This window comes from Zobellella sp. DQSA1 (assembly GCF_041950555.1).
Taxonomy (GTDB): Bacteria; Pseudomonadota; Gammaproteobacteria; order Enterobacterales; family Aeromonadaceae; genus Oceanimonas.
Map to the genome: position 1 here is coordinate 1,730,313 of NZ_CP169531.1, position 24,673 is coordinate 1,754,985.

The 24,673-nt window shown below is 57.6% G+C and carries 20 protein-coding genes; 12 read left to right on the top strand and 8 right to left on the bottom strand.

Going from position 1 to position 24,673, the window contains the following annotated elements:
- Positions 1–139: 139 nt before the first annotated feature.
- Positions 140–1,189 (top strand): hypothetical protein, encoded by a 1,050-nt coding sequence (locus ACEVBK_RS08250; RefSeq protein WP_375058122.1) that lies wholly within the window; start codon positions 140–142, stop codon positions 1,187–1,189.
- Positions 1,190–1,390: 201 nt separating this feature from the next.
- On the opposite strand, the gene murF is transcribed toward ACEVBK_RS08250, so the two are convergent.
- The 3 genes from murF to ACEVBK_RS08265 all read right to left on the bottom strand — a co-directional run bounded on the left by murF (position 1,391) and on the right by ACEVBK_RS08265 (position 5,862).
- The gene (gene murF, locus ACEVBK_RS08255) at positions 1,391–2,851 is read right to left on the bottom strand and encodes a UDP-N-acetylmuramoyl-tripeptide--D-alanyl-D-alanine ligase (RefSeq protein ID WP_375058123.1); all 1,461 of its coding nucleotides are present in this window, start codon (positions 2,849–2,851) and stop codon (positions 1,391–1,393) included.
- Positions 2,852–3,267: 416 nt separating this feature from the next.
- Positions 3,268–4,959 carry a hypothetical protein gene (locus ACEVBK_RS08260; RefSeq protein ID WP_375058124.1) on the bottom strand — a complete coding sequence of 564 codons (1,692 nt, stop codon included), beginning with the start codon at positions 4,957–4,959 and terminating at the stop codon, positions 3,268–3,270.
- A gap of 417 nt (positions 4,960–5,376) precedes the next feature.
- Positions 5,377–5,862 carry a CreA family protein gene (locus ACEVBK_RS08265; protein WP_375058125.1) on the bottom strand — a complete coding sequence of 162 codons (486 nt, stop codon included), beginning with the start codon at positions 5,860–5,862 and terminating at the stop codon, positions 5,377–5,379.
- A 208-nt stretch (positions 5,863–6,070) separates the two neighbouring features.
- On the opposite strand from ACEVBK_RS08265, the gene nrdG reads away from it, so the two are divergent.
- Positions 6,071–6,526, top strand: a complete 456-nt coding sequence (gene nrdG / locus ACEVBK_RS08270; protein ID WP_375058126.1) for an anaerobic ribonucleoside-triphosphate reductase activating protein — start codon at positions 6,071–6,073, stop codon at positions 6,524–6,526.
- Positions 6,523–8,298: an anaerobic ribonucleoside-triphosphate reductase gene (nrdD, locus tag ACEVBK_RS08275; RefSeq protein ID WP_375058127.1), complete on the top strand. Its 1,776-nt coding sequence runs from the start codon at positions 6,523–6,525 to the stop codon at positions 8,296–8,298. Before nrdG ends, nrdD begins: the two co-directional genes overlap by 4 nt.
- 65 nt (positions 8,299–8,363) lie before the next feature.
- Here the strand turns inward: nrdD and corA are convergent, their stop codons facing one another.
- Entirely contained in the window at positions 8,364–9,311 is a 948-nt protein-coding gene (gene corA / locus ACEVBK_RS08280) for a magnesium/cobalt transporter CorA (protein WP_375058128.1), read from the bottom strand.
- Positions 9,312–9,509: 198 nt separating this feature from the next.
- Here corA and ACEVBK_RS08285 point away from each other — a divergent pair, with 198 nt between their 5' ends.
- Positions 9,510–10,001 carry a DUF922 domain-containing protein gene (locus tag ACEVBK_RS08285; protein ID WP_375058531.1) on the top strand — a complete coding sequence of 164 codons (492 nt, stop codon included), beginning with the start codon at positions 9,510–9,512 and terminating at the stop codon, positions 9,999–10,001.
- Here the strand turns inward: ACEVBK_RS08285 and mnmC are convergent.
- Complete coding sequence (mnmC, locus tag ACEVBK_RS08290) at positions 9,985–11,994, bottom strand: bifunctional tRNA (5-methylaminomethyl-2-thiouridine)(34)-methyltransferase MnmD/FAD-dependent 5-carboxymethylaminomethyl-2-thiouridine(34) oxidoreductase MnmC (RefSeq protein WP_375058129.1); 2,010 nt, start codon at positions 11,992–11,994, stop codon at positions 9,985–9,987. The two genes, ACEVBK_RS08285 and mnmC, sit on opposite strands and share 17 nt — an antisense overlap.
- Before the next feature lie 105 nt (positions 11,995–12,099).
- On the opposite strand from mnmC, the gene fabB reads away from it, so the two are divergent.
- A complete protein-coding gene (gene fabB / locus ACEVBK_RS08295; RefSeq protein WP_375058130.1) occupies positions 12,100–13,314 on the top strand; it encodes a beta-ketoacyl-ACP synthase I in 1,215 nt (404 codons plus the stop codon).
- Positions 13,315–13,365: 51 nt separating this feature from the next.
- On the opposite strand, the gene ACEVBK_RS08300 is transcribed toward fabB, so the two are convergent.
- Entirely contained in the window at positions 13,366–14,121 is a 756-nt protein-coding gene (locus tag ACEVBK_RS08300; RefSeq protein ID WP_375058131.1) for a phosphatase PAP2 family protein, read from the bottom strand.
- 112 nt (positions 14,122–14,233) lie between these two features.
- Here ACEVBK_RS08300 and ACEVBK_RS08305 point away from each other — a divergent pair, with 112 nt between their 5' ends.
- The 7 genes from ACEVBK_RS08305 to solA all read left to right on the top strand — a co-directional run bounded on the left by ACEVBK_RS08305 (position 14,234) and on the right by solA (position 22,421).
- On the top strand, positions 14,234–15,337 hold the full coding sequence (locus tag ACEVBK_RS08305; RefSeq protein ID WP_375058132.1) for a 4-phosphoerythronate dehydrogenase: 1,104 nt from the start codon (positions 14,234–14,236) through the stop codon (positions 15,335–15,337).
- A gap of 143 nt (positions 15,338–15,480) precedes the next feature.
- Positions 15,481–17,262 carry a FimV/HubP family polar landmark protein gene (locus tag ACEVBK_RS08310; RefSeq protein WP_375058133.1) on the top strand — a complete coding sequence of 594 codons (1,782 nt, stop codon included), beginning with the start codon at positions 15,481–15,483 and terminating at the stop codon, positions 17,260–17,262.
- Positions 17,263–17,354: 92 nt separating this feature from the next.
- On the top strand, positions 17,355–18,152 hold the full coding sequence (gene truA / locus ACEVBK_RS08315; RefSeq protein WP_375058134.1) for a tRNA pseudouridine(38-40) synthase TruA: 798 nt from the start codon (positions 17,355–17,357) through the stop codon (positions 18,150–18,152).
- A 224-nt stretch (positions 18,153–18,376) separates the two neighbouring features.
- Positions 18,377–19,240 (top strand): acetyl-CoA carboxylase, carboxyltransferase subunit beta, encoded by an 864-nt coding sequence (accD, locus tag ACEVBK_RS08320; RefSeq protein WP_375058135.1) that lies wholly within the window; start codon positions 18,377–18,379, stop codon positions 19,238–19,240.
- The gene (folC, locus tag ACEVBK_RS08325; RefSeq protein ID WP_375058136.1) at positions 19,240–20,499 is read left to right on the top strand and encodes a bifunctional tetrahydrofolate synthase/dihydrofolate synthase; all 1,260 of its coding nucleotides are present in this window, start codon (positions 19,240–19,242) and stop codon (positions 20,497–20,499) included. Before accD ends, folC begins: the two co-directional genes overlap by 1 nt.
- 9 nt (positions 20,500–20,508) lie before the next feature.
- A complete protein-coding gene (dedD, locus tag ACEVBK_RS08330; protein ID WP_375058137.1) occupies positions 20,509–21,195 on the top strand; it encodes a cell division protein DedD in 687 nt (228 codons plus the stop codon).
- 95 nt (positions 21,196–21,290) lie between these two features.
- Complete coding sequence (gene solA, locus ACEVBK_RS08335) at positions 21,291–22,421, top strand: N-methyl-L-tryptophan oxidase (RefSeq protein WP_375058138.1); 1,131 nt, start codon at positions 21,291–21,293, stop codon at positions 22,419–22,421.
- Between the two features lie 201 nt (positions 22,422–22,622).
- On the opposite strand, the gene aguA is transcribed toward solA, so the two are convergent.
- Together aguA and aguB are read right to left on the bottom strand one after the other, a co-directional pair.
- Positions 22,623–23,693 (bottom strand): agmatine deiminase, encoded by a 1,071-nt coding sequence (aguA, locus tag ACEVBK_RS08340; protein ID WP_375058139.1) that lies wholly within the window; start codon positions 23,691–23,693, stop codon positions 22,623–22,625.
- On the bottom strand, positions 23,693–24,583 hold the full coding sequence (gene aguB, locus ACEVBK_RS08345) for an N-carbamoylputrescine amidase (protein ID WP_375058140.1): 891 nt from the start codon (positions 24,581–24,583) through the stop codon (positions 23,693–23,695). The genes aguA and aguB overlap by 1 nt, the downstream gene beginning before the upstream one ends.
- Between the last annotated feature and the right edge of the window lie 90 nt (positions 24,584–24,673).

A 24,673-nucleotide genomic window follows, 5' to 3' on the forward strand; every position in this document is an offset into this window, starting at 1 on the left:
ACACTACTATTTCCATAGTATTTCAATACCGATAAAATTATAGCGCACAGCTTTTCTTTATGATACACATTATTGTAGTTTGGTCTAGAATTATACTAATGATTTTATAGTGCGCTAGACTATGTAGCAACTTAAATGTATGCAATTTAATATTGGAGACGTCGCTGTGTATCTCATGATGGGAAATAAATTAATACAGCTGGTCTTGATGTTGATTGTGGCTATTTTTAATCACTCTGCGTCTGCTGAGTATTCTGCTTCAAAGTGCAAGTCTTTATCAAATAAAAAACTTTATGAACTGGATAAGGTATATATTAGGGATGAGTTCAGAATATACTATTCTTCAGCCGAATTTTATCCATCCCCCACAGACTTTTCTAGAGATACAGTCCCAGATAAAGTTATAAACATCTCAAAGCAATTAGTTGCTGGACGCCGAATTTTTTCCGAGGTCATGGGAATGACGCATCCGTTGAGTCAACCTAGATATCATCAGGCAAAATACATTGATGTTAATTTGTTATCCTTGTCGAAAGGAAACGGTTTGGCATATGATGAAGTGTTTGGCTATCTAAGACATGATGCTGTCAATAATGATGAATGTGTACTGAGAATAGATATAAACAGTAAAATATCTCTAGGGAATCTCACACCGGCACATGAGCTTTTTCATCTTTATCAGTATGGGTATACTATGTTTAAATCACCTTGGCTTTTGGAAGGAACTGCCCGGTGGGCTGAGTTTGCATTCAAATCGTATCGTTATTCCAAGCAGGACTTGCCAAAAAATGAGAAGGAGCTAGAGGAATATTTATTTCATAAAACGTACGATGCACAGGAATTTTGGCTCAGAATTGCAGGGATCGTTGACCCAGTAGGAAAAACTATTGTTCCACAGGAATTAAGAAACTTTTACTATCTTGGTGGTCAAAGGTTAAATGTTGAGGAACGAATACATGGTGCTGATTTTATAAGGGAGCTTTTTGAAGAGTTGGGTATGGAAGACAAGAAGGTTGCTCGTGCTAATGGTTGGTCCGAAATATTATGGAAAGAGTCAGACCAACGTAATGAAATCCATAACACAAGTATTCTTAACGTGCTGCATAAAGTTCTTGAAAATCATATTAATGAGGAACATAAGCATGGAGAGTTAAATGACTTTTTATCAATTGAGATAAGTGGTAATTGATAAAGAGAGTATTAGTTTAATTCTTCAGTATTTAAATCATGGGCTAATAGGTGGATTATTTAGTTAGTGAGTGGGGTTATTGATATATTCGAAATGTTGTCGATGCAACACTGTTTGTGACGATTTTTGGTGAACGGTTTAAAATAAAACCCAGCCACCTATAAATATCCTGATGCTGGTGGCTGAGTATTATCTTAAATGTTAACTTATAGCGCGAATTTCTTTTATTATTTTGTGGAGTCCTACCCCGTTGGATGATTTAAAAAGGACAGTGTCTCCATCATTTAATAATTCGAACAAATCTTTTTTAAGAGATAATGCATCCTTGAAAACGGTGCACTGTATGTTTTTATCAGAAATCTCTTGGCTAATATTCGTCATATGATCACCTACAAGTAATACATGATCAGCTTTTGTCTCAGATATATAGGGAACTAACTCTTTATGCAAACAGTCCGACTCATCTCCCAACTCAAGCATATCCCCAAGAACGAGGATTTTTCTTCCTGAACTATTTATTAGAGGTAGATCACGAATTAAACTCATTGCTGCCTTCATAGATGCCGGATTAGCGTTGTAAGCGTCGTCAATAACACGTAATGCTTTACCATTCAGTGACAGATGAAACATTTCCCCTCTACCAGGTACAGGCTTGAAAAGGGGAAGCATAGCAATGGCTGGTTCAATATCTAGCTGTAAAGCTATAATTGTGGCTAGGCACGCTAGGCTGTTCATCGCCATATGGATGCCTGGTGAACCAAGTCTGAATTTTATTTTATTCTTATTGTCATGTGTTATATGAACATGTTGTGATTTAGGATCATATTTAACCAGTCTGATATTACTTTCAGGATGCTGGCCAAAAGTGATGAGGCTTAATCCATTTTGTTTGGCTTCTGCTTCTATAATTGGCCACTCTTTGATGTCTCTGTTCGCAATGGCAATTCCGTCAGCCGGCATTTTAGAAAATATTTTTGATTTTTTCTTGGCTATTTCTTCTGTCGAGTGATGATACTTAAGGTGTGCGGCATTGATATTGGTAATAATGGCGATATGTGGTTGAACAAGAGATGAGTTCTGTGGCATGTTCCCTATTGCCATTTCCATGACAATATGTGGAGCGCCCCAAGGAATTGAGGCCAGATTCCACGCGATACCTACCGGGAGATTGGCGTTATGTTCAGTTTTCCCAACTTCTCCCCAAGGGCGAAGTACATGATGTAGCATGGCCACGGTTGTTGTCTTGCCTGAACTTCCTGTGACACCAATAACCTTTCCTTTCATCTGAGATCGTGAATAGTGGCCTATGTTTATAATCGCTTTTCTAGAATCTGAAACTTTTAATACCGGTATATCTCCCTCAACAGGGAAATCATCGTCACTAATGATCAAGGCTTGTGGTGAGAATGGTAGTAGCTTGGCCGCTGCTGGGGTAACATAATGTGCTTTATCCTTCGGGCGTATAACCACCATTTGCCCGGGTTGCATAGTCGGTGGATGTATACATAATCCCGAGGCACGCCAAGACGGAGAGGATGGGGGAATAATCCATTTCCCATTAGTGGCTTCTGATAGACGATTGGTGTCCCAGTTGGCACCACCAGTAAAGGAAGTCGATTTTTCTCCTATTTTATCACCTTTATTTTCGTTATCTATTTTCATTTCCAATGCTCTCATTATATATACTTAGATAAGGAGGATAATTACAAAGCTTTTTCTTTCAAATGCTGTTCTTATCCGTAGTATAACTGCCTTTAACTAATTAATAGAATGCTTACTGTATCGACTGTAAGGTTCAGCTTCTACTTATGATTTCCTGACGATTCAGCAGCTATAGTCGTTATGTTTTTCTCCATACAGTGAAATGTATTATCATCTTTTAAAGATAAAAATTAATTTGCAATTTTAAATGGCGAAGTATTTTTAATCCGGCTACATACCTCAACTTCCACAAGGTGCTGGTACCGTGATGAAGAATCCTACCGGAGGTCGTTGCCAGAAGAGCTGGTGTAAAATGACTAGCCATGAAAGGCGTTATAACCGGTAGATAGTGGCACCTATATAACAGATAAATGTTATTAAGAAGATTCTTGCTCATAGGTGTAATCTTCATTCTCATATGTGTTGTGATTTACCAAAAATTCTTTATATGCTACGAAACCAGAGAGATAGTGCTCGACATCATCAATACGAATTCGAAATGCATGATGTCGGATGAAAAAACTTCCCACTATTTTTTGTGGGTTTTTGAAGAACATGGCATATTCCGGCCAAAAGTGGCCGTTTAATAAGTAATGTGCTCGATGTTCAAGGGCCTGATAGAATTTTTCAATATCGACCTGATTCAATAGATGGGTGTACTTATTTTCTCTCTGAATACGAGAGATCATTTTTTCTGCAGCCATCATTAACTCAAGCAGTGTGGGAAAAGTCGTAATTCTTTCCACTACAAAATCCAGATAGTCAGCTATATTCTGAATTCCAAATTGGTAATAACGCTCTTCTGGCCGGTACAGGGTTAATTCGTTAACGCAGTAGCTCAGCCAGTGATCGTGTGCTTTCCAATGATTGGCTACGATATAATAATCAAAGGCTTTTTCGACGACGTTGAGCCAGCGAGGATCTTTTGTTAATCCATACAATCGTATCAAACCGAATGCAGCTTCTCCGTCGTAGTAGATGATTCTGAAAGGCTCTTTTACTGTGAGGTCTGGATAATGAAGTACATGTGTAAATTTTCCGCAACTTGGATCTTGCATAAATTTCATGCCCAATGCCAAGCGTTCCAGCAATGCAAGATATTTCTGACTGCCAGTTAACTCGCTATATTTAACTAGTGCCAATAAACAGACTGCATTACCACCAAGCTTTATTTCATTACCGCCATCGATAAGGAAAGAGGCGTTTTCGCCCGTATTTAACACCGTATCCTGGATTAATTTTTGAGTGAGAAAATCTAATGCTAATTCGATGGATTCCTTGAGTGCTACTTCCTGTGTAACCTCCCAAGCTTCAAGCATCGCGTAGGTTGTGCTAGCATGACGCAACGAATTATAGGTGTTGATTTCACGATCAAAGCATGGATGAGAACCATAAAAAAACTGTCCGCTTTCTTTCACCTGACTTTTAAGATATTGACTCCCTCTATCTATCAGATGGTAAACGTCAGATATATTCAAGTTCTTGATTATACGTCTTCCTGCATGCCGTCCAGCGCCATATAATAAAACTGGTTTATCTGAACTGTCACAAAAGACCCCTTGGGTTGATAAGACGTAAACAGGATGGTCATCGTCAAAATCAAGATTGACATGCTTTCCATAACGGTTCTGTGCATAAATCCTGAAGTTATTCTCGTTAAGGACCGCATGATTGAACTGATTACCACCATACAGCATCGCATTCGCATTGAGCTCCTGCTCTAGGAAAGCAATCCGACACTCCGAATCCAATGAAAGTCCAAACCGGAAATAGTTACGCTTGGTTGCCCTGAACTTCCTTTTCAGATCTCGCCATGTTGTTTCTTTGGTCGAGTATACCCAGTCCACTCTTAACCAGCAGATGCTTATCCCTAATTTCTGAGATAACAGTTGGGCTTGATGTGATCCCATCTGCCATGCTGTTTCCCAGTCCTCGGCTGAGGCATGAACGACGCGAGCTCGTTGTTTACCATCACAAATCGAAAAAAATAATGTATATGGAGGGAGAAGAGCAGACACACGCTGTTCGACGGTGGGGCGGGTATTTTTTAATAGTTCGGATAGTGACATAGCAGTGCTTTCCCTAGGCCCATGCCTTACATTGGATTAGTTCCCTATATTTTTATCATGTGACTCACTTGGGGACAATCATTCATAGTCCTATTTAGGGTAAATTATTAACGTTTGACATACTCTGCCTACAAATATCTGTAGATACGGATGTTGCTTGAGCCTAGTACATTGAAAGTGATTAATAAAGGGATTAATTATAAATGACAGTTCCTAATACTGCCGTACAGATGCTCACGGAAACCGTCGTTATCGTTGCATTGTGAGTTGCCGCTGGGGTGATAACGACGGTGTCCGGTGCTCAAACTCCTTGGGGTGAAGGACCTGCTATATTTGCTCACTGTCTTGAGTGAACTACCATCCAGAGCTGCTGTTTAGCTCCAAATACCGGCCTTAGGTTCGTCTCCAGGACAGGTTCTACTGTTCAGATGGCCAGTGTATGTGTGCGGTTGAGTCATACGCCTGCGTATCCCACAGCGGTACCGTCGACAGGGAGTGTTTGAAGCTGCCTTCGGTTTCCTTGGTGCTGTAGGCTACATACAGCAGGCTCTGGCTGGACTCGTCGTAGATGCGGCGGATTTTCAGGCTTTTCAGGAAGATGCTTTTCGACTTCTTGAAGACCAGCTCGCCGCTTTTGGACTTGTCCACCGCCGCTATCATCTCGGGGGTGATCTCCCCGGTCTGGCGGCAACTGATCGACATGTCGGAGGGATCCGCCAGGCTCAGATCCGCCACCACGTTGGAGATATGGCAGGTAACGCCGGTGACCACCGGATCGGTCAGCACTTCTATCTTGATGTCCTTGGTAGTGAACACCCCAAGCGACACCTTGCCCACCTCCTTGCTGTCGCAACCGTTCAGGGCAAAGGCAAGCAGCAGAAGGCCCATCGTCGTTTTTGTCATTGTTTTTCTCCCAAACTTGTTCCTGTTCATCACAGTGGCCAGAGCAGGCCACAGGCGGCTTTTTTTGTAAAGTGGTATCTGGCTTGTGTTTTCGTGCTGCAAGCCTGATCCAGATCAGGGAAAAGAGGGATCCCTGAAACGACATATTCCAATATATGGTGTTTGAGTCTAGCATTTAGACACAACATATAGTGTTTGGTGCCAATTGATGCTCAATGCCTTCGAACCCAGGGTGGTGCTGCAGGAAGTGCCCGGCGAGGTCAGCCTGGCCTGGCTGGTGACCGGTTGCCCCCTGGCTTGCCCGGGCTGCCACAGCCGCGACAGCTGGGACCCGCAAGCGGGCAGCCCGCTCACCGGCGCGCGGTTGCAGGGCTGGCTTGAACGCTATCGGGGTCTGTTGACCTGTGTGTTGTTTTTCGGTGGAGAATGGGACCGGGAGGCGCTGCTGACGCTGCTGCGCCAAGTGCGGCGGCAGGGGCTCAAGACCTGCCTTTATACCGGGCGGGAGCGGGTGGGCCGGGCGCTGCTGGCCGAGCTCGACTACCTCAAGACGGGCCCCTGGCGGGCCGAACTCGGCGGTCTCGACTCCAGGGACACTAATCAACGGCTGATTTGCCTGAGCACGGGTGAATCGCTCAATCACATTTTTTGGAGAAGGTCATGATACGTCTGCACCCGGAGCAGTTGAGTGCCAAGGTAGACAGCTTTAATGCTTATATGAAGGCGCCTAATGCGGCTGATGGCTCCAAGATGGATCCCAATGCCAACGTGACCCAGAAAAACATTGCTACCGCCGAGGCGGAGCTGATGAAGGATTTTTTCGTGCAGGTCAACCGCGGGCTGGTGAAGAACAAGATTGCCGAACTGTTCGGCACCGATCTTGCGACGGAATACGAGCGGCAAATCGAGCAGCATGAGATCTATGTGCACGATGAAACCAGCCTCAAGCCCTATTGCGTGTCCATTACCATGTACCCCTTCCTGCTCGATGGTCTGACCCGGCTCGGCGGTGAGAGCAAGGCGCCCCGTCACCTGGAGTCGTTTTGCGGCGCCTTCGTCAACCTGGTGTTTGCCATCAGCTCTCAGTTTGCCGGTGCCGTGGCCACGGTGGAGTTTTTGACCTACTTCGATTATTTCGCCCGCAAGGACTACGGCGACAATTATCTTACCGAACATGCCCATGCCATCAACAACCATCTGCAGCATGTGATCTATGCCATCAACCAGCCGGCGGCGGCCAGGGGCTACCAGAGCGTGTTCTGGAATATTTCCCTGTTCGATCGCGACTATTTCACCACCATGTTCGAATTTTTCGTCTTCCCCGATGGCAGCCGGCCCCAGGCCGACTCGGTGTTCCGGCTGCAGGCCCACTTCCTCGACTGGTTCAACGAAGAACGGCGCAAGGCGGTGCTGACCTTCCCGGTGGTGACCGCCGCCATGCTGACCCGGAACGGGGCGCCGGCCGACACCGACTTTGCCGGGCTCTGTGCCGAGCAGATGAGCCGTGGCAACAGCTTCTTTATCTATATGTCGGACAGCGCCGATTCCCTGGCCTCCTGCTGCCGGCTGCGTAACGAGGTGAGTGATCATACTTTCTCCTACACCCTGGGAGCAGGCGGGGTCGCTACCGGCTCCATCAACGTGATCACCCTCAACATGAACCGGCTGGAGCAGGACGGTCGCGATCTGCTTAGCGAAATCTACAAGATCCAGCGGTACCAGGTGGCCTATCGCCGGCTGATGGAAGACTTCCTGGCCAATGGCATCCTCACTGTCTACGACGCCGGCTTTATCAGCCTGGACAAGCAGTTTCTCACCATCGGCATCAACGGCATGGTGGAGGCCGCGGAATACAGGGGCATCAAGGTCGGCAACAATCCAGGTTACCAGGCCTTTGTCAGAGAACGGTTGAAAATCATCTACGATGCCAACCGCATGGCGCGGCAGGAATACGGCTACTTGTTCAACACCGAGTTCGTGCCGGCGGAGAACCTGGGCGTGAAAAATGCCAAGTGGGACAGGGCCGACGGCTACCGGGTGTCGCGGGACTGTTACAACTCCTACTTCTATGTGGTGGAGGACGAGGAGGAAACCCAGGTGCTCGACAAGTTCGTGCTGCACGGCAAAGACCTGGTGCAGTACCTGGACGGCGGCTCGGCACTGCACCTCAACCTGGACGAACATCTGAGCGAGGCCGGTTACCTGCAGCTGTATCGTATCGCCGCCAGCAGCGGCTGCCATTACTTTACCGTGAACGTGCGTAGCACCCTCTGCAACGACTGCGGCCATATCAGCAAGCACACCGACTGGAGCTGTACGAGTTGTGGCAGCGAAAATATTGACCATGCCACTCGGGTGATAGGTTACCTGAAGCGGGTGTCGGCCTTCAGCGCCGGTCGTCGGGACGAGCACGGCCGACGCTTCTACCACCGGTAATATCGGGGGGCGGGACTGGGGACTCGGGTGCCGGGTTTCCAGTCCCGAATCACCAATCCCGGCCCTTACAGCCAGCCCTTGCGCTTGAAGAAGTAGTAGGTGCCGCAGGCGGACATCAGCATCATCACCAGCGACATGATATAGCCGTAGTCGAAGCCCAGCTCCGGCATGATCTCGAAGTTCATGCCGTAGATACTGGCGATCAGGGTCGGCGGCAGGAACACCACCGCGGCGACCGAGAAGATTTTGATCACCTTACTCTGCTCCAGGCTGGTAAAGCCCATGGCGGCTTCCAGCTGGAAGTTGATCTTGTCGAACAGGAACTGGGTGTGGGGCAGCAGGGATTCGATGTCGTAGAGCATCTCGTCGATCCATTTACGCTGCTCGTCGCTGGCGCTCTGGCGCAGCGAGCGTTTCAAAAAACGCAGGGCGCGCCGGGTATCATACAGTGCCAGCCGGATGTGACCGTTGCCGTCCTCCTGCATCATCAGATCCGACATGGTCTTGTGCAGATCGTCCACCTGTAGCACTTCCTTGGCGGTGTCTTCCAGGGTCTTGTAACCGTCTTCGATCAGGTCGGAAATGTACTCGATCTTGAGCTGGAAAATCTCCAGCAGCAGGTCGGGAGCATCTTCCACCTCCAGCCGGTCCTGGCGCATGTAGTGACGTAGCAGCCGCATCAACCCCAGATCGTCTTCCCGCAGGCTGATCACCATGTTGTTGCGCAGGGTAAAGAGCACGTTGATACCGTCGATTTCCTTGCCCAGCCGCTGGGGGAACAGGGAATGGATATGCAGGCCGTCCTTGTCCCGGTAGAAGCGGGCCGATGCCTCGATATCGTCCAGTTCGTCCAGCTCCGGTGCTTCCTCGACGAACAGTTGTTTCATCCACTGCTGTTCGAGCTCGTCGGGTTTGAAAATATCCAGCCACAGGGTATCGACGGGTAGCGAGTCCTCGGTGGTAAGCGGCTGAATATCGAGGGACTTTCCGTTCAGTGTATAGGCTGTGATCATACAGCTCTCCAACCAATAAACAGTTAGGGGCACTATATAGAGGCAGGCGGCGGATGTCAGGCAATCTGTGACGTTGCTGGTGGTTTTAACGTTAATTTTCGCCCCGGCAGCTGTAGACTCAAATGACTTGACACCCCTACGGGCCTATAATGATGCTGAACCTTGTTATAAGGACTGTCCACCGGGAGAGTTGCCGTGATGCGAGTATATTGTGCCCTGATGTTGCTGCTGGCGATGCCTGCCGCCGCCGAGATGACGCTGAAAGCCCGGCAGACGGTGGATGTGTACGGTTCGAGCGCACTGGAGCCGAACCTGGCGGATGTGGATTACAGTCTGTCCTGGCAACTGTCGGGACAAGAGGGCGAGCAGGGCTGCCTGCCGGCCCAGGTGTTGGTCTCCCTCACCGCCACCGTGACCGAGCCCCTGGAATGGCCACAAACACCGGACTGGCAGAACTACCGGCTGGCCCTCACCGGCTATGAGCGGCTGGTGCGGGAGCGGGCCCTGCTGGCGGCGGAATGGCTGGAGCGTTCCCTGTTCGAGATCGCTCCGCAGCCGAGTTGTGATCAGTTGCGCCGGATCGCGGACAACGTGGGCTACCATCAGTTGGAGATCGCCCAGACCCTACTGCGGGACTTCCAGCAGCAAAACGACTATGGTCGCAACCTGGGGCTTATTCGCCCGCAGTAGTTCCCTCCACCGCCTTTCCCTTTTGCAACTTGCGCAGCCAGTGCCGGTTGGGATTGAGCGCAGCCAACAGTTCCCGCGCCAGGGGGTAGGGCTCGTCCAGCAACTGGGCGGCCAGAAGCTCTGCCAGCAGCGGCGCCGAGCACATGCCCCTGGAACCCAGCCCCGACAACACATAGAGCCCCGGACAGTCCGCCGCCAGCGGTAGGGCCTGGCCGGGCTTCTGGTGCATGCCGGTGTATTGCTCCAGTTGGGTTTGCTTGTCCGGGGCGGCCCCGGCCAGGGGCAGGTGATCCCGGCAGGCGGCACGGATGCCCACCCGGCCGGCGCCGGCTGCGGCGGTCAGTCCCTGCAGGCTGGGCAGGGTGCGCACCAGCTTGTCCAGGTTGTCCTGCTCGTCCCCGGGCCGGTAGTCCAGGCTGGTCTGCTGACGGCCGTAGCTGGCGCCGACGCAGTGCTGCCCCTGCCAGGCCGGGGTGAGGTAGCCTTCGTAGCAGACCACGGTCTTAAGCGGCGCCAGTTGCGGCGCCGTGGGTTGGTGGTTGACCTGGCCCCGTACCGGATACAGCGCCAGTCCCTCGGCCTGGGGCAGGGTGGTCAGCTCGTGGCCGTTGGCCAGCACCACATTGTCGGCATGAACGTCGCCGCCGCTGGTGTTGAGGTGCCAGTGCCGGCCGTCATGGCTCAGCGCGGTAACCCGGGTATCGAAATGGCAGTCGAGCAGGCCGCTTTGTCCTGCCTCTGCCAGCAAGGCCCGGGTCAGTTCGAAGGGGCAGACCCAGCCGCCCAGCGGGTAGGCGACCCCGGGCTGGTTGGCCTCGATGCCGATGGCGGTATTGACCTGCTCAGCCGTCAGGGGCTGTACCAGTTCGAGCGGAAAGTGGCCAGCGAGCAGCTTGTCGATTTTGGAGCTGCTTTTTTCATCGTGGGCCAGTTGCACCACAGAGCACCAGTCGTGGGCAAAGAGCTGGCGCCTCGCCAGGGCCGGCAAGGCCCTGCGCCCGTACAGGAAGGCTTGCAGATAAAACCGGCTGAGGCCGTCGTGCTCGCCGTTCAGCAGCGGATAGATGGCACCCTGACGGTTGCCCGAGGCGCCGGCGGCGGGCCCGGCGGCCTGTTCCAGCAGGGTAACCCGGTGGCCGCGGCGGGTCAGGGCCTGGGCCAGGGCGGCGCCGGCCACGCCGGCACCGACGATGGCGGTATGACCACCCCGGCCGGGACGGCGCCAGTACCAAGGCGTGGGGTAGGGCGTGCGGGCCTCCGGGCGGCGATGCCCGGCCAGCATTTCCCGCTTGCGACCGAAACCTTTGATCCGGGCGACCTCGAAACCGGCTTCCTGCAGGCCGCGACGCACGAAGCCGGCGGCGGTAAAGGTAGCCAGCGTGGCGCCGAACCTGGCCAGGCGGGCCAGCTCACCGAACAGGGCCGGGGTCCACATCTCGGGGTTCTTGCCGGGAGCGAAGCCGTCCAGGTACCAGGCATCCACCTTGCCCGCCAGCCCGGCTTCCATCTGGGGCAGCAGCTCGGCCACGTCGCCCAGCCACAGATCCAGGCACAGATCCTCCGCCAGCCACAGCCGGTGACAGCCGCTCACGGCCAGCGGATATTCAGCTAACAAACGTTCGCTTAAAGTGCTAAGCTCTGGCCACTGGCTCAGGGCCTGCCGCAGGTCGGCATGGGAAAGCGGATATTTTTCCACGCTGATAAAGTGCAGGCGCCGGGTGTTACCTTGCGGATATTGCCGACGATAGTCGATAAAGGCCTGCCAGGTGGCCAGAAAGTTCAAGCCGGTACCGAAGCCGGTTTCGGCCACCACGAACAGGGCGCGGTCATGCTCGATGAAGCGTTGCGGCAGGCCGTTCTGGCCCAGAAACACATAGCGGGTTTCGGCCAGGCCGTTGTCGTTGGAAAAATAGACATCGTCGAACGCGGCGGCGACCGGCGTGCCTTGGTCATTCCAGTCCAGGCGTGCGGTTGTAATGAAGTGGGGTGACACTGAACCTCCGGGGCCGTAAAAGCGGCCATTTTATGTGAAAGCAGACCAGTTTGACCATGTTTTGTGGTTAGAATTGGCGCCAAATCAAGACAGTAGGAAAGATAGATGAGAAGAGCAGTCATTACCGGTATCGGTGTGGTGTCCAGCATTGGCAACAATCAGGAAGAGGTTCTGGCCTCCCTCAAGGCGGGCCGCTCCGGTATTAGCTTCTCCCAGCAGTTTGCTGACTATAATCTGCGCAGCCAGGTATGGGGGAACATCAAACTGAACCCGGCCGAGCACATCGACCGCAAGGTCATGCGTTTTATGGGCGATGCCGCCGCCTTTGCCTATCTTTCCATGGAGCAGGCCATCGCCGACGCCGGACTGGATGAGTCCATGGTGTCCAATGAGCGTACCGGTCTGGTGGTGGGTTCCGGCGGCGCTTCTTCCAAGAATCAGATTGAAGCCTGCGATACCCTGCGGGAAAAAGGCGTGCGCCGGGTCGGCCCCTACATGGTGCCGCGCACCATGTCCTCCACCACTTCCGCCTGCCTGGCCACTCCCTTCAAGATCAAGGGCATCAACTACTCCATCAGCTCCGCCTGCGCCACCTCGGCCCACTGCATCGGCCACGCCCTGGAACAGATCCAGATGGGCAAGCAGGACATCGTATTTGCCGGCGGCGGTGAAGAGGTGGACTGGACCCTGGCGCTGCAATTCGACGCCATGGGTGCCCTGTCCAGCAAGTACAACGAGAGCCCCGAGCTGGCCTCCCGCACCTACGACGCCGGCCGTGACGGCTTCGTCATTTCCGGTGGTGGCGGCATCGTGGTGGTGGAAGAGCTGGAGCACGCCTTGAAACGCGGCGCCAAGATCTACGCCGAGATCACCGGTTACGGTGCCACCTCCGACGGTTACGACATGGTCGCTCCCTCCGGCGAGGGCGCGGTACGCTGCATGAAGCAGGCCATGGCCACGGCGCCGGCGCCGGTGCAGTACGTCAACACCCACGGGACCTCTACCCCGGTGGGCGATGTCAAGGAGCTGGAAGCCATCCACAGCCTGTTCGGTACCGAGGCGCCCTATATCTCCGCCACCAAGGCGATGACCGGCCATGCCCTGGGTGCCGCCGGTGTGCACGAGGCGGTGTATTCGCTGCTGATGCTGGAACACGGCTTTATCGCTCCCAGCATCAACATCACCGAGCTGGACGAGAAGGCCAAGGGCCTGCCCATCGTCACCGAATACAAGGAAGCCGAGCTGGATACCGTGATGTCCAACAGCTTCGGTTTCGGCGGCACCAACGCCAGCCTGGTGTTCAGCAAGTACAAGGGCTGATAGAACCACCAAGGTTGGTATGGAAAGGGCGCTTCAGCGCCCTTTTGGTTATTACCGCTTCCCGCTTCCCACTTCCAGCTTCCGTCTGTCCCAGCGGATAAAGCCCCAGGCACCGAGGGCGCCGAACAAAAAGCCCAGCAGACTGCTGGCCAGGATATCGGCGGGCCAGTGCAGGCCCAGCAAAAGACGGGAGTAGCATACCGCCACCGCCCAGCCGGCGAGGGCACCGACCAGCCAGGGCGAGGCCCGGCGGTAACCCAGCAGCAGGCAGAAGAACCCGGCGATGGTCATGGCGGCAATAGAGTGGCCGGAAGGGAAGGAGTAATTCACCTCTTCCTGCCAGTGCAGCTTGAGCCAGCCGGGGATCTGCTGTTCCGATACCCGGCTCAGGCCTTCGGCCAGCCATTGTTCGCGTACCGACTCCCGTTGGGCATAGAAGCGGTCGCTGTCGATCTTGCCCTGCTCTTCCAGCCAGAGCACATAGGGCCTGGGCTCCTTGAAATACAGCTTGGCCAGGGTCTTGGTAACGAAGGCCCCGCCCAGGGCCGTCATCAGGCAGAGAAAAAACACCAGCAATTGCCCGGGGCGTCGCCGCCAGCGATGCAGGGTGAGGGCGCTCAACAGCGCGAGCGCGATAGCGATACCGGCCTTGCCAACCGACAGGGTGAGGCCATAGGCCAGCAGTGCCGGCGGTTCATCCAGGTCGAGCAAGGGAAACCAGTGCCAGTGCCAGTGGTAACCCAGGCTGGCGAGCGCCACCGGTACGACCAGTATGGCCAGGACACCAAACAGTAACCGTAATGTCATCAGAGAGAACCGGTAAGAGAAAGCGGCGAGTCTAGCAAAATGAAGAGGGCGATTACAGCTGAAGCCCGGGGCAACTCGGGGTACAATGCTCCGCCGTTCGAGGAGGTGACTGATGAAATTGCTGGCCGATGAAAACATGCCGTTTGTGCAGGAATTGTTTGGTGACTGGGCCGAGGTCGAAACCTGCCCCGGCCGGCACATCACTCCGGAGCAGTTGCAGGATGTGGATGTGCTGCTGGTCCGTTCCATTACCCGGGTGGATGAAGCGCTGCTGGCCAAGGCCGGGCGCTTGTCCTTCGTGGGCACCGCCACCATCGGCTGTGACCACATCGATACCGCCCTGCTTGAGCGCAAGGGCATCGGCTTTGCCAGTGCGCCGGGCTGCAACAAGGTCGCGGTAGGCGACTATCTGCTGGCGGCTCTGTTGCGGGTGGCGGCGCACAAGGGCTGGCAGCTCGAGGACCGGACGCTGGGCATTATCGGTGCCGGCAATACCGGCAGCGAAGTCGCCGGACGAGCCCGGTCGCTGGGGATGAAGGTACTGTTGTGCGACCCTCCCAGGGCCGCACGGGATCCGGCGGATTTTGTCAGTTTTGAACAAGCCTTGAGCGCCGATATCGTCAGTTTCCATGTCCCGCTGAGTCATAACGGCGGCCATCCCAGCTGGCACCTGCTGGATCGCCGAGCGATCGACGGGCTGTCGTCCGAGCAGGTGCTGATCAACGCCTGCCGGGGGGAAGTGTGGGATAACCAGGCCCTGCTGCAGCGGCAGTTGGGGCCAGCGCCGCTGACGCTGGTGATGGATGTGTGGGAGCACGAGCCGGAGGTGCTGGCCGCCCTGGTCCCCCATGTGTTGCTCGCGACACCGCATATCGCCGGTTACAGCCTGGAAGGCAAAGTCCGGGGTACCTTCGCCCTGTATCGGGCCTTGTGTGAGCAGCAGGGCAAAGAGGTGGCCATGACCCCGGAGCAGCTGTTTCCGGCGCCGCCGGTCAGTTCGGTGGCCCTGGCGCAGCGGCCGGATCAGGTGTTGCTCGAGCGCCTGGTCCGCCTGGTTTATGATATCGAACAGGACGACGACGCCTTTCGCCAGGCGCTGGGGCAGCCCGGCTTTTTCGACCGGTTGCGCAAGGACTATCTGCAGCGGCGTGAGCTGGGTTCGCTGCAGCTCCGTGCAGCCGGCACGACGTTCGCGTCATTGGGGTTTAAAGCCTGAGCTGCTCCGGCCGATAGAGCAGGTATCGATAAAGCGGATAGATAAGTTCCTATTGGCACTGTTTTTTTCTACACTTGTGCCATGGCGAGCCAAGACTGCCGGATGCTCCGGTGAAGAGTCAGGAAAAGGATACAACATACACAATGAGACGACTCAGACCCCTCCTTTGTTCCGGTCTGGCCTTGTGGCTGGCCTGCTCCGCACCTTCCTTGGCGCAGGGCGAGTTTTATATCGAACTGAGAGGCCCCGAAGCTTCCGCGCCGGCGCAGAGCCCGCCGCCGGCTGCGTCCTCCCCCGTGAACCAGCCCGTTCCGGTGTCGCCGCCAGCCGGACGTTATGGCCCCATTCGCAACACGGATACCCTGTGGTCCATCGCCGCCCGTCATACCCGGGCACCCGTTACCGTCCAGCAGACCATGGTGGCGCTTTATCACCTCAATCCCAGCGCCTTCGTACGGGGCAATATCAACTACCTGCAGCGTGGCGCCAGCCTGCGCCTGCCCACCCAATCCCAGGCCCGGCAGCGCTCTCCCCGCGAAGCCGAGGCGGAATTCCGGCGCCTGAGCCAGCAGGGCAACCGTTCCGCGACCCGGGCGGCCACGGCACCGCGCCAAGACGCAGCGACCAGGCCAACGGCGGCCTCCGCGCCCAGGCCGGCCGCCCAGCCGCAGCCTGTCAGCCCCACGCCGGCGGTGCCGGCCCAGGCCGCCGCCACGACCGTGCTGAGCGAACCGAAACCGGCCTCGGCCCCGGCACCTGTGGTAGCGGCAGCACCGGTTACGACCACGGCTGCAGCTCCGGGTGAAACTGAGACTATGGCTGCCGCAGCGCCGGGATCCCCCTCGCCGTCGGCGCCGGATCAGGCCGAGGAACTGGCCTTGGCCCGGCTACAGGCCCGGCTGATGGATGAACTGCGCGAGCAGGTGGCGATGTCCAACGAACAGCTGGCGGCGCTGGCCGACAACAACCAGGTATTGCGTCAGCACCTGAGCCGGTTAACGGCGGAAGTGAACGAGCTCAAGGTGGCGCGTGAAGGGGAAAGCCCTGCTGCCGCCTCTGCTCCCGGCATCGGCCGTTGGCTCGATGAGCTGCTGAGCAATCCGCTCAACCTGGCCCTGGTGCTGACCCTGCCGGCGTTGCTGCTGCTGGCGCTCTTTACCCTGTGGTGGCGCAACCGGGTCAAGCGGGAACTGGCCGAACAGGAGCAGGAACTGGCCGAGACGGCCATGATCGACGATGAACGCAATGAATTCGATGAGCTGTTCGCATCGGATCCCGAGCCGGTGGCTGTCCCGCCCGAGCCGGCCTCCGACGCCGAACGGCCCGCCGCCGATCGGGATATTGATGAAGATGCCTTCGCCCGTTTCCTGGAAGAACAGCAGTTGCAGGAAGAGCAGGAGGCCCTGCGCCAGCAGCCCTCGGCGCCGGAGGTGGTACCGGAACCTTTGGAACCCGGAGAAGATGCCTCGCAGATGCTGTTTGATGATGAAACAGCAGGGGCGGCGGACACCAGGAACAAGGTCTCAGACGATGATATTGATGATCTGCTGTTTGCCGCCAATCCGGTCGACGCCGGCGAGCCGGAAGACACCGAGTCGCCAAAACCTGAGCTGGCCGAGGAGCCTTATGTTTCCGTCGAACAACTGATGGAAGAGGCGGAGCTCAGCGAAGGCCCTGAGCGCGACTACGACCGCAAACTGGATTTGGAGCTGGATGAGTACGCCGATGTCCTCGGTCAGGGACGGAATATCGATATCGATCTGGATGAGGGCGGCATGGGCGCCAAGCTGGATCTGGCCCGGGCCTATATCGAAATCGAGGATATCGACAGCGCTCGGGACCTGCTTAACGAAGCGCTGGAGCAGGGGAACGACGAACAGCGGGCCGACGCCCGCAAACTGTTGCAGCGGCTGGCCAAACGATAATCCTGCCCGCACCGGCTTTGCTCCGGGGCCGGTTCTTCAATTTGCTGTCGTAACAGGTATAATTGCCGTCCTTTTTGACCTTGGAACTGATTATGCGCATTGCCCTTGGCATCGAGTATGACGGCAGCCGTTATTATGGCTGGCAACGGCAACGGGAAGTTTCCAGCATCCAGGAAGAGGTGGAAAAAGCCCTTTCAAAAATCGCCGATCACCCGGTAGAGGTGCAGTGTGCCGGACGCACCGATGCAGGCGTGCACGGCACCGGCCAGGTGGTGCATTTCGACACCCAGGCCGAGCGCCAACCCGGGGCCTGGACCCTGGGAATGAATGCCAACCTGCCACCGGATATCGCGGTACGCTGGGTCAAGCCGGTGAATGATGACTTCCATGCCCGTTTCAGCGCCACCGCCCGACGCTACCGCTATATTATTTTCAACCATAATATGCGGCCGGCCATTCATGGCCGTGGCGTCAGTCACTATGCCGGCCCGATCGACGCCGAAAAAATGCATGAGGCGGGCCAGTGTCTGCTGGGCGAACGGGATTTCAGTGCCTTTCGGGCGGTACAGTGCCAGTCGCGCAGCCCGTATCGCAACATCATGCACCTGAACGTCAAGCGCTACGGGAATTATGTGGTGCTCGACATCAAGGCCAATGCCTTTCTGCATCATATGGTGCGCAACATCACCGGCACCCTGCTGGCGGTGGGGATGGGCCAGGCCGAGGCCGGTTGGGTGGAGGAAATACTGGAAGGACGGGATCGCAACCTGGCCGGAGTCACCGCCAAGGCGGGTGGACTCTATCTGGTGGAAGTGGATTATCCCACCCATTTCGGCTTGCCGAGCCCGGTTCCCGGCCCCTTGTGGTTGCCCGATCAACTGATTGAATAGCGGTAAGACCAATATCGGTGGTACCAGTTTTTTATCAACCTGCATGCAGTTATATGGTTTAATGCCAGCCAGAAATGCGGCCGCCTGTTCCGGTAGGCAGCGGTCGGCAATCAGGGCTGTCAGGGGCCGGTCAAGGGTGTCGCCAGGCGGCGCAGGCCGATTGACAGTACCGGTTCAACCTGATCAAACTGCGTGATAACTATGCATTAACGCTAAGGATTTCCATGAGTTGGCTTGAGAAAATTCTCCCCAAGAATAAGAACATCGGTGTTCGTCGTCATAATATTCCGGAAGGGGTCTGGACCAAGTGCTCCAATTGCGAACAGGTACTGTATCGTGCCGAGCTGGATCGCAATCTGGAAGTCTGCCCCAAGTGCGATCATCATATGCGCATCGGTGCCCGTATGCGCTTGGACAAGTTCCTGGATCAGGACGGCCGGGAAGAGCTGGGCGCCGAGCTGGAGCCCCAGGACGTGCTGAAATTCAAGGACTCCAAAAAGTACAAGGACCGGATCAGCGCCGCTCAGAAATCCAGTAATGAAAAAGATGCCATGGTGGTAATGAAGGGCACCCTGAGAGGACTGCCGGTGGTGGCCTGTGCCTTTGAATTTTCCTTTATGGGCGGCTCTATGGCCTCGGTGGTGGGGGCGCGTTTCGTCAAGGCGGTGGAAGCCTGCCTGGCGGAAAACCGGGCCCTGGTGTGTTTCTCTGCCTCCGGCGGTGCCCGTATGCAGGAAGCCCTGTTCTCCCTGATGCAGATGGCCAAGACCAGTGCCGCCCTCAATCGCCTGTCCCAAGCCGGGTTGCCCTTTATTTCGGTATTGACCGATCCGACCATGGGTGGAGTGTCCGCCAGCCTGGCCATGCTGGGTGACGTCAACGTGGGGGAACCCAAGGCCCTGATCGGTTTTGCCGGACCTCGGGTGATCGAGCAGACGGTGCGCGAGAAACTGCCAGAAGGCTTCCAGCGCAGCGAGTTCCTGCTGGAGCACGGTGCCATCGATATGATCATCGATCGTCGCGAAATGCGCGATCGCCTGGCAGGCCTGATCGGCAAGCTGATGAACCAGGAGCCGGCAGAGTTCTGATGAGCGCCGTGCGTGATCCCGTCTCAAACCGGTCTTTTACGGACTGGCTGGCCTGGCTGGAAGGCCTGAACATCGCCCACATCGAACTGGGACTCGAGCGGATGACACTGGTGGCCGGGCGGCTTGGTCTGCTCCGTCTGCCCAGTCATGTCATTACCGTGGGCGGCACCAACGGCAAGGGCACCACCTGTGCGCTGCTGGAGTCCATGCTGGCGGCCGGCGGCTACAGTGTCGGGGTCTATTCATCCCCGCATTTGCTCGACTATCGCGAGCGGGTACGGATCCGGGGGACCAGCCCGGAGCCGGCCGACTTCTGCGCCGCCTTCGCCGCGGTCGAAGCGGCCCGGGACGGGATCGCCCTGACCTATTTCGAGTTCACGACCCTGGCCGCCCTCTGGCTGTTCCGGGAGGCCGCTCCCGACGTGGTCTTGCTGGAAGTCGGCCTGGGCGGGCGGCTGGATGCCACCAATGCGGTGGCGTCGGACCAAACCGTGGTTACCACCGTTTCCCTGGATCACACCGACTGGCTGGGCTCGGATCGGGAAGCCATCGGCTATGAAAAAGCCGGTATTTTCCGTAACGGCAAGCCGGCGGTATGTGGCGATCCGGTGCCGCCTGCCCGTCTGCTCGATTATGCGCAGCGGCTGGGTACGCCGCTGGCTTGTACCGGACGGGATTATCACTGGCAGCAGCAGGGCGGGCTCTGGTCCTTCCAGGGGCTGGGGTGGCGGCTCGATGACCTGCCGGTGCCGAGCCTGCCGTTGATGAACGCGGCCACCGCGCTGGCGACCCTGGCCTTGTCCCCCTTTAAACCGGATGCCGCGGCGGTGGCATACGGTTTGCGCCAGGCTCGGCTTAACGGACGCATGCAGCAGCTGGAGCCCCGGCTGTGGGTGGACGTGGCTCACAACCCCGAGTCGGCGGCCTATCTTGCCAGCCGCCTGGCGGCGCTGCCGGTGTCCGGCCGGCGTTTGGCGGTGGTCGGTATGCTCAAGGACAAGGACATCGATGCCAGCCTGGCGCCGTTGCGCCCCCTGGTCGATGTCTGGTACCTGGCCGGCCTGGGAGGGCCCCGGGGCGCGAGCGCCGATGAACTGGCCCTGCAACAACCGGGCGGACACTGCTTCAAGTCGGTCGATGCGGCGCTGCAGGCGGCACAAACAGAGTGTGGTGAACAGGATATCGTTATTGCCTTCGGTTCGTTTTACACTGTAGCCGAGGTATTGGCGAGCAAGACACAACAACCGGCAAGCGCATAAGAGGCTTCTTTGGCAACACAATTTCAGCATCGATTGGTAGGCACCGTGATCCTGGTGGCCCTGGGTGTTATTTTTCTGCCCGACTTGTTGGATGGAAAACAGCAGGGGGCGCCAGAGGAGGCGGTGAGTATCCCGCTGCGGCCCGAGCTTGAGCCGGCCCAGCCCGTGGTGATGGCTCCGCCGGCTACCGAACTGGCCGCGCAGCCGGAGGCAGCGGCCGCGAAGCCAGAAGTCTGGACGCTGGAAGAGGCGAAGGAGGCGCCGCCGGTGGCACCCAAGCCCCAGGCCGCACCCGCCCGCCCGGAGCCGGCGCCGAAACCTGTTGTCCAGCCGGCGCCGCAACCGGCCCCCCAGGTAGCCGCCCAGCCGACGCCCAGACCGGCGCCGGTCATCAAGCCTGCCCCTATTATTCAGCCTGCTCCGGTACCCCAGCCTGCGCCCGTGACCCAGCAGATCCAGCCCCAGGGTGGCAATTATATCGTTCAGTTGGGCGCTTTCCGCAACGCGGACAACGTCAATGCTCTGGTCTCTAAGCTGCGCGCCGCCGGCTACCGGGCCCAGACCACCCCGTCGGTGCCGCGCCAGGGAGAACTGAACCGGGTCTGGGTAGGTCCCGACAGTAAAGCCAGTCTGGAACAACAGCTGGCGGCGCTGGAGCGGCTGACCGGTTTGAAAGGCTCGGTGCGACCTCAGTAAACGCCGGACATCAGGGCCCCGTTTGTTCATTCAGGCGGGGCCTTGTTGTTTTTGGACGGAACAATACCGATAGCATGACCAGAAAAGGAATCAGTATGCAGGCAGATATCATGGTGATCGGGGCGGGTTCGGTGGGCCTGGCCGCGGGCTATCAACTGGCCAGGCGCGGGGCGCGAGTGGTGCTGCTCGACGAGGGAGCACCGCCCCATGCCCTGGGCTCGCACCATGGCAGCACCCGCCTTGTCCGTTACGCCTATGGTGAGGGTGCCCGCTATGTGCCCCTGCTGCTGCGCGCCCGCCGGCTTTGGCAGGATCTGGAAGCCGAGAGTGGCGAGTCGCTGTTGCTGCCCTGCGGCGTGTTGAACCTGGGCCGAGCCGACAGCCTCTTTATTCAACAGGTGGCGGCCAGCGCCCGGGAATATGGTCTGGCGCTGGAGCAGCTGGAGGGCGATGCCATCGGCCGGCGCTGGCCCGCCTGGTGCCTGCCGGAGGGGCAGGGCGGTGCCTTCGAGCCTCAGGCGGGGGTGCTCTATTGCGAGCGGGTGCTGCTGGCCTATCGTCGTCTTGCCGAACGCGCGGGCGCCCGACTGCTCGAATACAGCGCCGTGCGGACCTTGCGTATCGACGGCGAGGGCGGGGTAAGGGCCAGCACCGCCCGGGGGGAAGTCCATGCGGGCAAGGTGCTGATCTGCGCCGGCCAGCATAGCGCCCGCCTGCTCGCCGGGCTGGGCCTGAGCCTGCCGCTGACCCGGGTGCGCAAGACCTTTGCCTGGTACCGGGCCGACGAGCAGGCCATGGGTCCGGGGTGTTTTCCCGGTTTTTCCGCCGACATGGCGCAAGGTATCTACTACGGTTTCCCGACCCTGGACGGTGCCGGTTTCAAGGTCGGCCGCCACGACGGTGGCCAGCTTCTGGCTCCGGGAGAGCCGTTGACGCCTTTTGGTGCCCTGGCGGAAGACCGGGTGGAGCTGGACGCCTTCGTGCACCGCTACCTGCCCGGAGTGGGGGAGCTTATCGAGGGCAAGGCCTGCCACTATATCCGCACCCCGGACGAAGACTTTATCCTGGATCGGCACCCGGAGCATGAGCAGGTATTTTTCGCCAGCGCCTGCTCGGGCCACGGCTTCAAGTTCGCCAGCGTGCTGGGCGAGCTGTTCGCCCACTGGATGCTGGACGGCGATCCCGGCTTCGATCTGGCGCCTTTCCGCCTGGCCCGGTTCGGGTAAGGGCCCACGACGGGCCCTGTAGGGTCGAATTTATTCGACCGCACGCCGGCGTTGTGCGGGATGGGATCCGTTGAAACGGACCCTACGGCAAACCACGGCGCCGCTGGTGGGGTAGCCCATTGAAATGGACCCTTGCCGTTTCACCCTATCGGCCAATCCCCAATCCCCAATCCCCAATCCCCAATCCCCAATCCCCGGGCTTTATACCGCCGGGATCTGCTGGGTGATGCAGTGGATATTGCCGCCGCCGAGCAGGATCTCCCGTGCCGGCACACCCACCACTTCCAGCTCCGGGAAGATGGTCTCCAGCAGCCGTTGGGCACCGCCGTCGGTGCGCTCGTCCAGCAGCGGGAACACCAGCCGCCGGTTGCTGATCAGGAAGTTCACATAGGAGCCCGCCAGCCGTTCACCGGCCACCCGGGGCACGGCGGCGCCGCTGGCCACCCCGGCCGCTTCCTCTTCGGTCACATAAAGCGGGCCGGGCTGGGGCAGCTTCCACACCTTGAGTTCGCGGCCCCTGGCGTCCACCGCCTGTTCCAGCACTTCCAGCGCCGCCCGGCTGCGGGCGTACTGGGGATCGCTTTCATCGTCGCACCAGTGCAGCAGCACCTCGCCGGGGCGGGCGAAACAGGCCATGTTGTCGATATGGCCGTCGGTCTCGTCCATGTAGACCCCTTCCGGCAACCAGATAAAGTGGCTGACCCCCAGGGTCTCCTTCAGGTGCTGCTCTATCTGTGTCTGGCTCAGGTGCGGGTTGCGGTTGGGGTTCAGCAGGCATTCGGCGGTGGTGAGCAGGGTGCCTTCACCGTCCACATGGATGGACCCGCCTTCCAGTACCAGCGGGCTTTCCAATGCCGGCAGTCCGTGCTCCGCCAGCATGGCCTGGGCCATGGCCTGGTCTCGCTCCCAGGGATGGTAGAGGCCGCCGTTATGGCCACCCCAGGCGTTGAAGCGCCAGTCGATGCCGACAGCCTCGCCCTGGCCGTTCACCACCACGGTGGGGCCGGTATCCCGGGCCCAGGCATCGTCGCTCGCTATGGCCACCAGTTTGACCTCGGGCGGCATCACCGCCCGGGCTTTGTCCATCTGGGCTTTCGGCACCGCCATATAGACCGGGGTGGCGGCGGCGATGGCCTCGGCCACCCGGGCGAAGGTGGCCTGAGCCGGAGCGCCCTGGTCGCGCCAGTTGTCGGGCCGGTGCGGCCAGATCATCCACACCGCCTGCTGGGGCGCCCATTCGGCGGGCATATGAAAGCCTTTCAGCTGTTCCATCAGCGACCTCCCGGGGTCTTGCCGTCGGACGTCATCAGCGCCTGGTACATGGCCGGGCGGCGGTCGCGGAACAGGCCCCAGTTGATGCGGGTTTTGGCGACTTCCTCCAGGTCGAAGCGGTGCACCAGCACGCACTCGGAGGTCTTGTCCGCCTGCTTGACCAGTTCGCCGAACTGATCGGCGATAAAGGAAGAGCCGTAGAAGGTCATCTCCAGGCCGTCAATATACTTGCTCTGCTCGGTGCCGATGCGATTGGAGGCGATCACCGGCACCAGGTTGGCGGCGGCGTGGCCCTGCTGGGTGCGGGTCCAGTGGGGCTGGCTGTCGATCTCCGGGTAGGCCGGCTCGGAACCGATGGCGGTGGGGAAGAAGATCAGCTCGGCGCCCAGCAGCGCCAGGCTGCGGGCGGTTTCCGGGAACCACTGATCCCAGCAGATGCCCACGCCGATTTTGGCGTAGCGGGTCTGCCACACCTTGAAGCCGGTGTCGCCGGGGGTAAAGAACTGCTTCTCCTGGTAGGCCGGGCCGTTGGGGATGTGGGTCTTGCGATACACATCCAGCAGGCTGCCGTCGGCGTCGATCACCACCAGGGAGTTGTAATGGGCGTAGCCGGCGCGCTCGAAGAAGCTGAGCGGCAGCACCACTGCCAGCTCCTTGGCCAGGGCCTGGAAGTGGCGGATCAGCGGGCTGTTATCCACTTCCTGGGCCAGGGCGAAGTGCTCGGGGCTCTGGTCGATGCAGAAATAGGGAGTTTCAAACAGCTCCTGGATAAGGATGATCTGGGCGCCCTGGGCGGCGGCCTGGCGCACCAGCTGCTCGGCGCGGGCGGTGTTTTCTTCTTTGTTCCAGCTGCAGGCCATCTGGGTGGCGGCCACGGTAACCATTGCCATGGTGAACTCCTTAACAGTGTGGGACTGATCATGTCATCGTGTGGGAGATATTGAGACTGCGCCGTGGTTCCGGAGGAAGCCAAAGGGGGG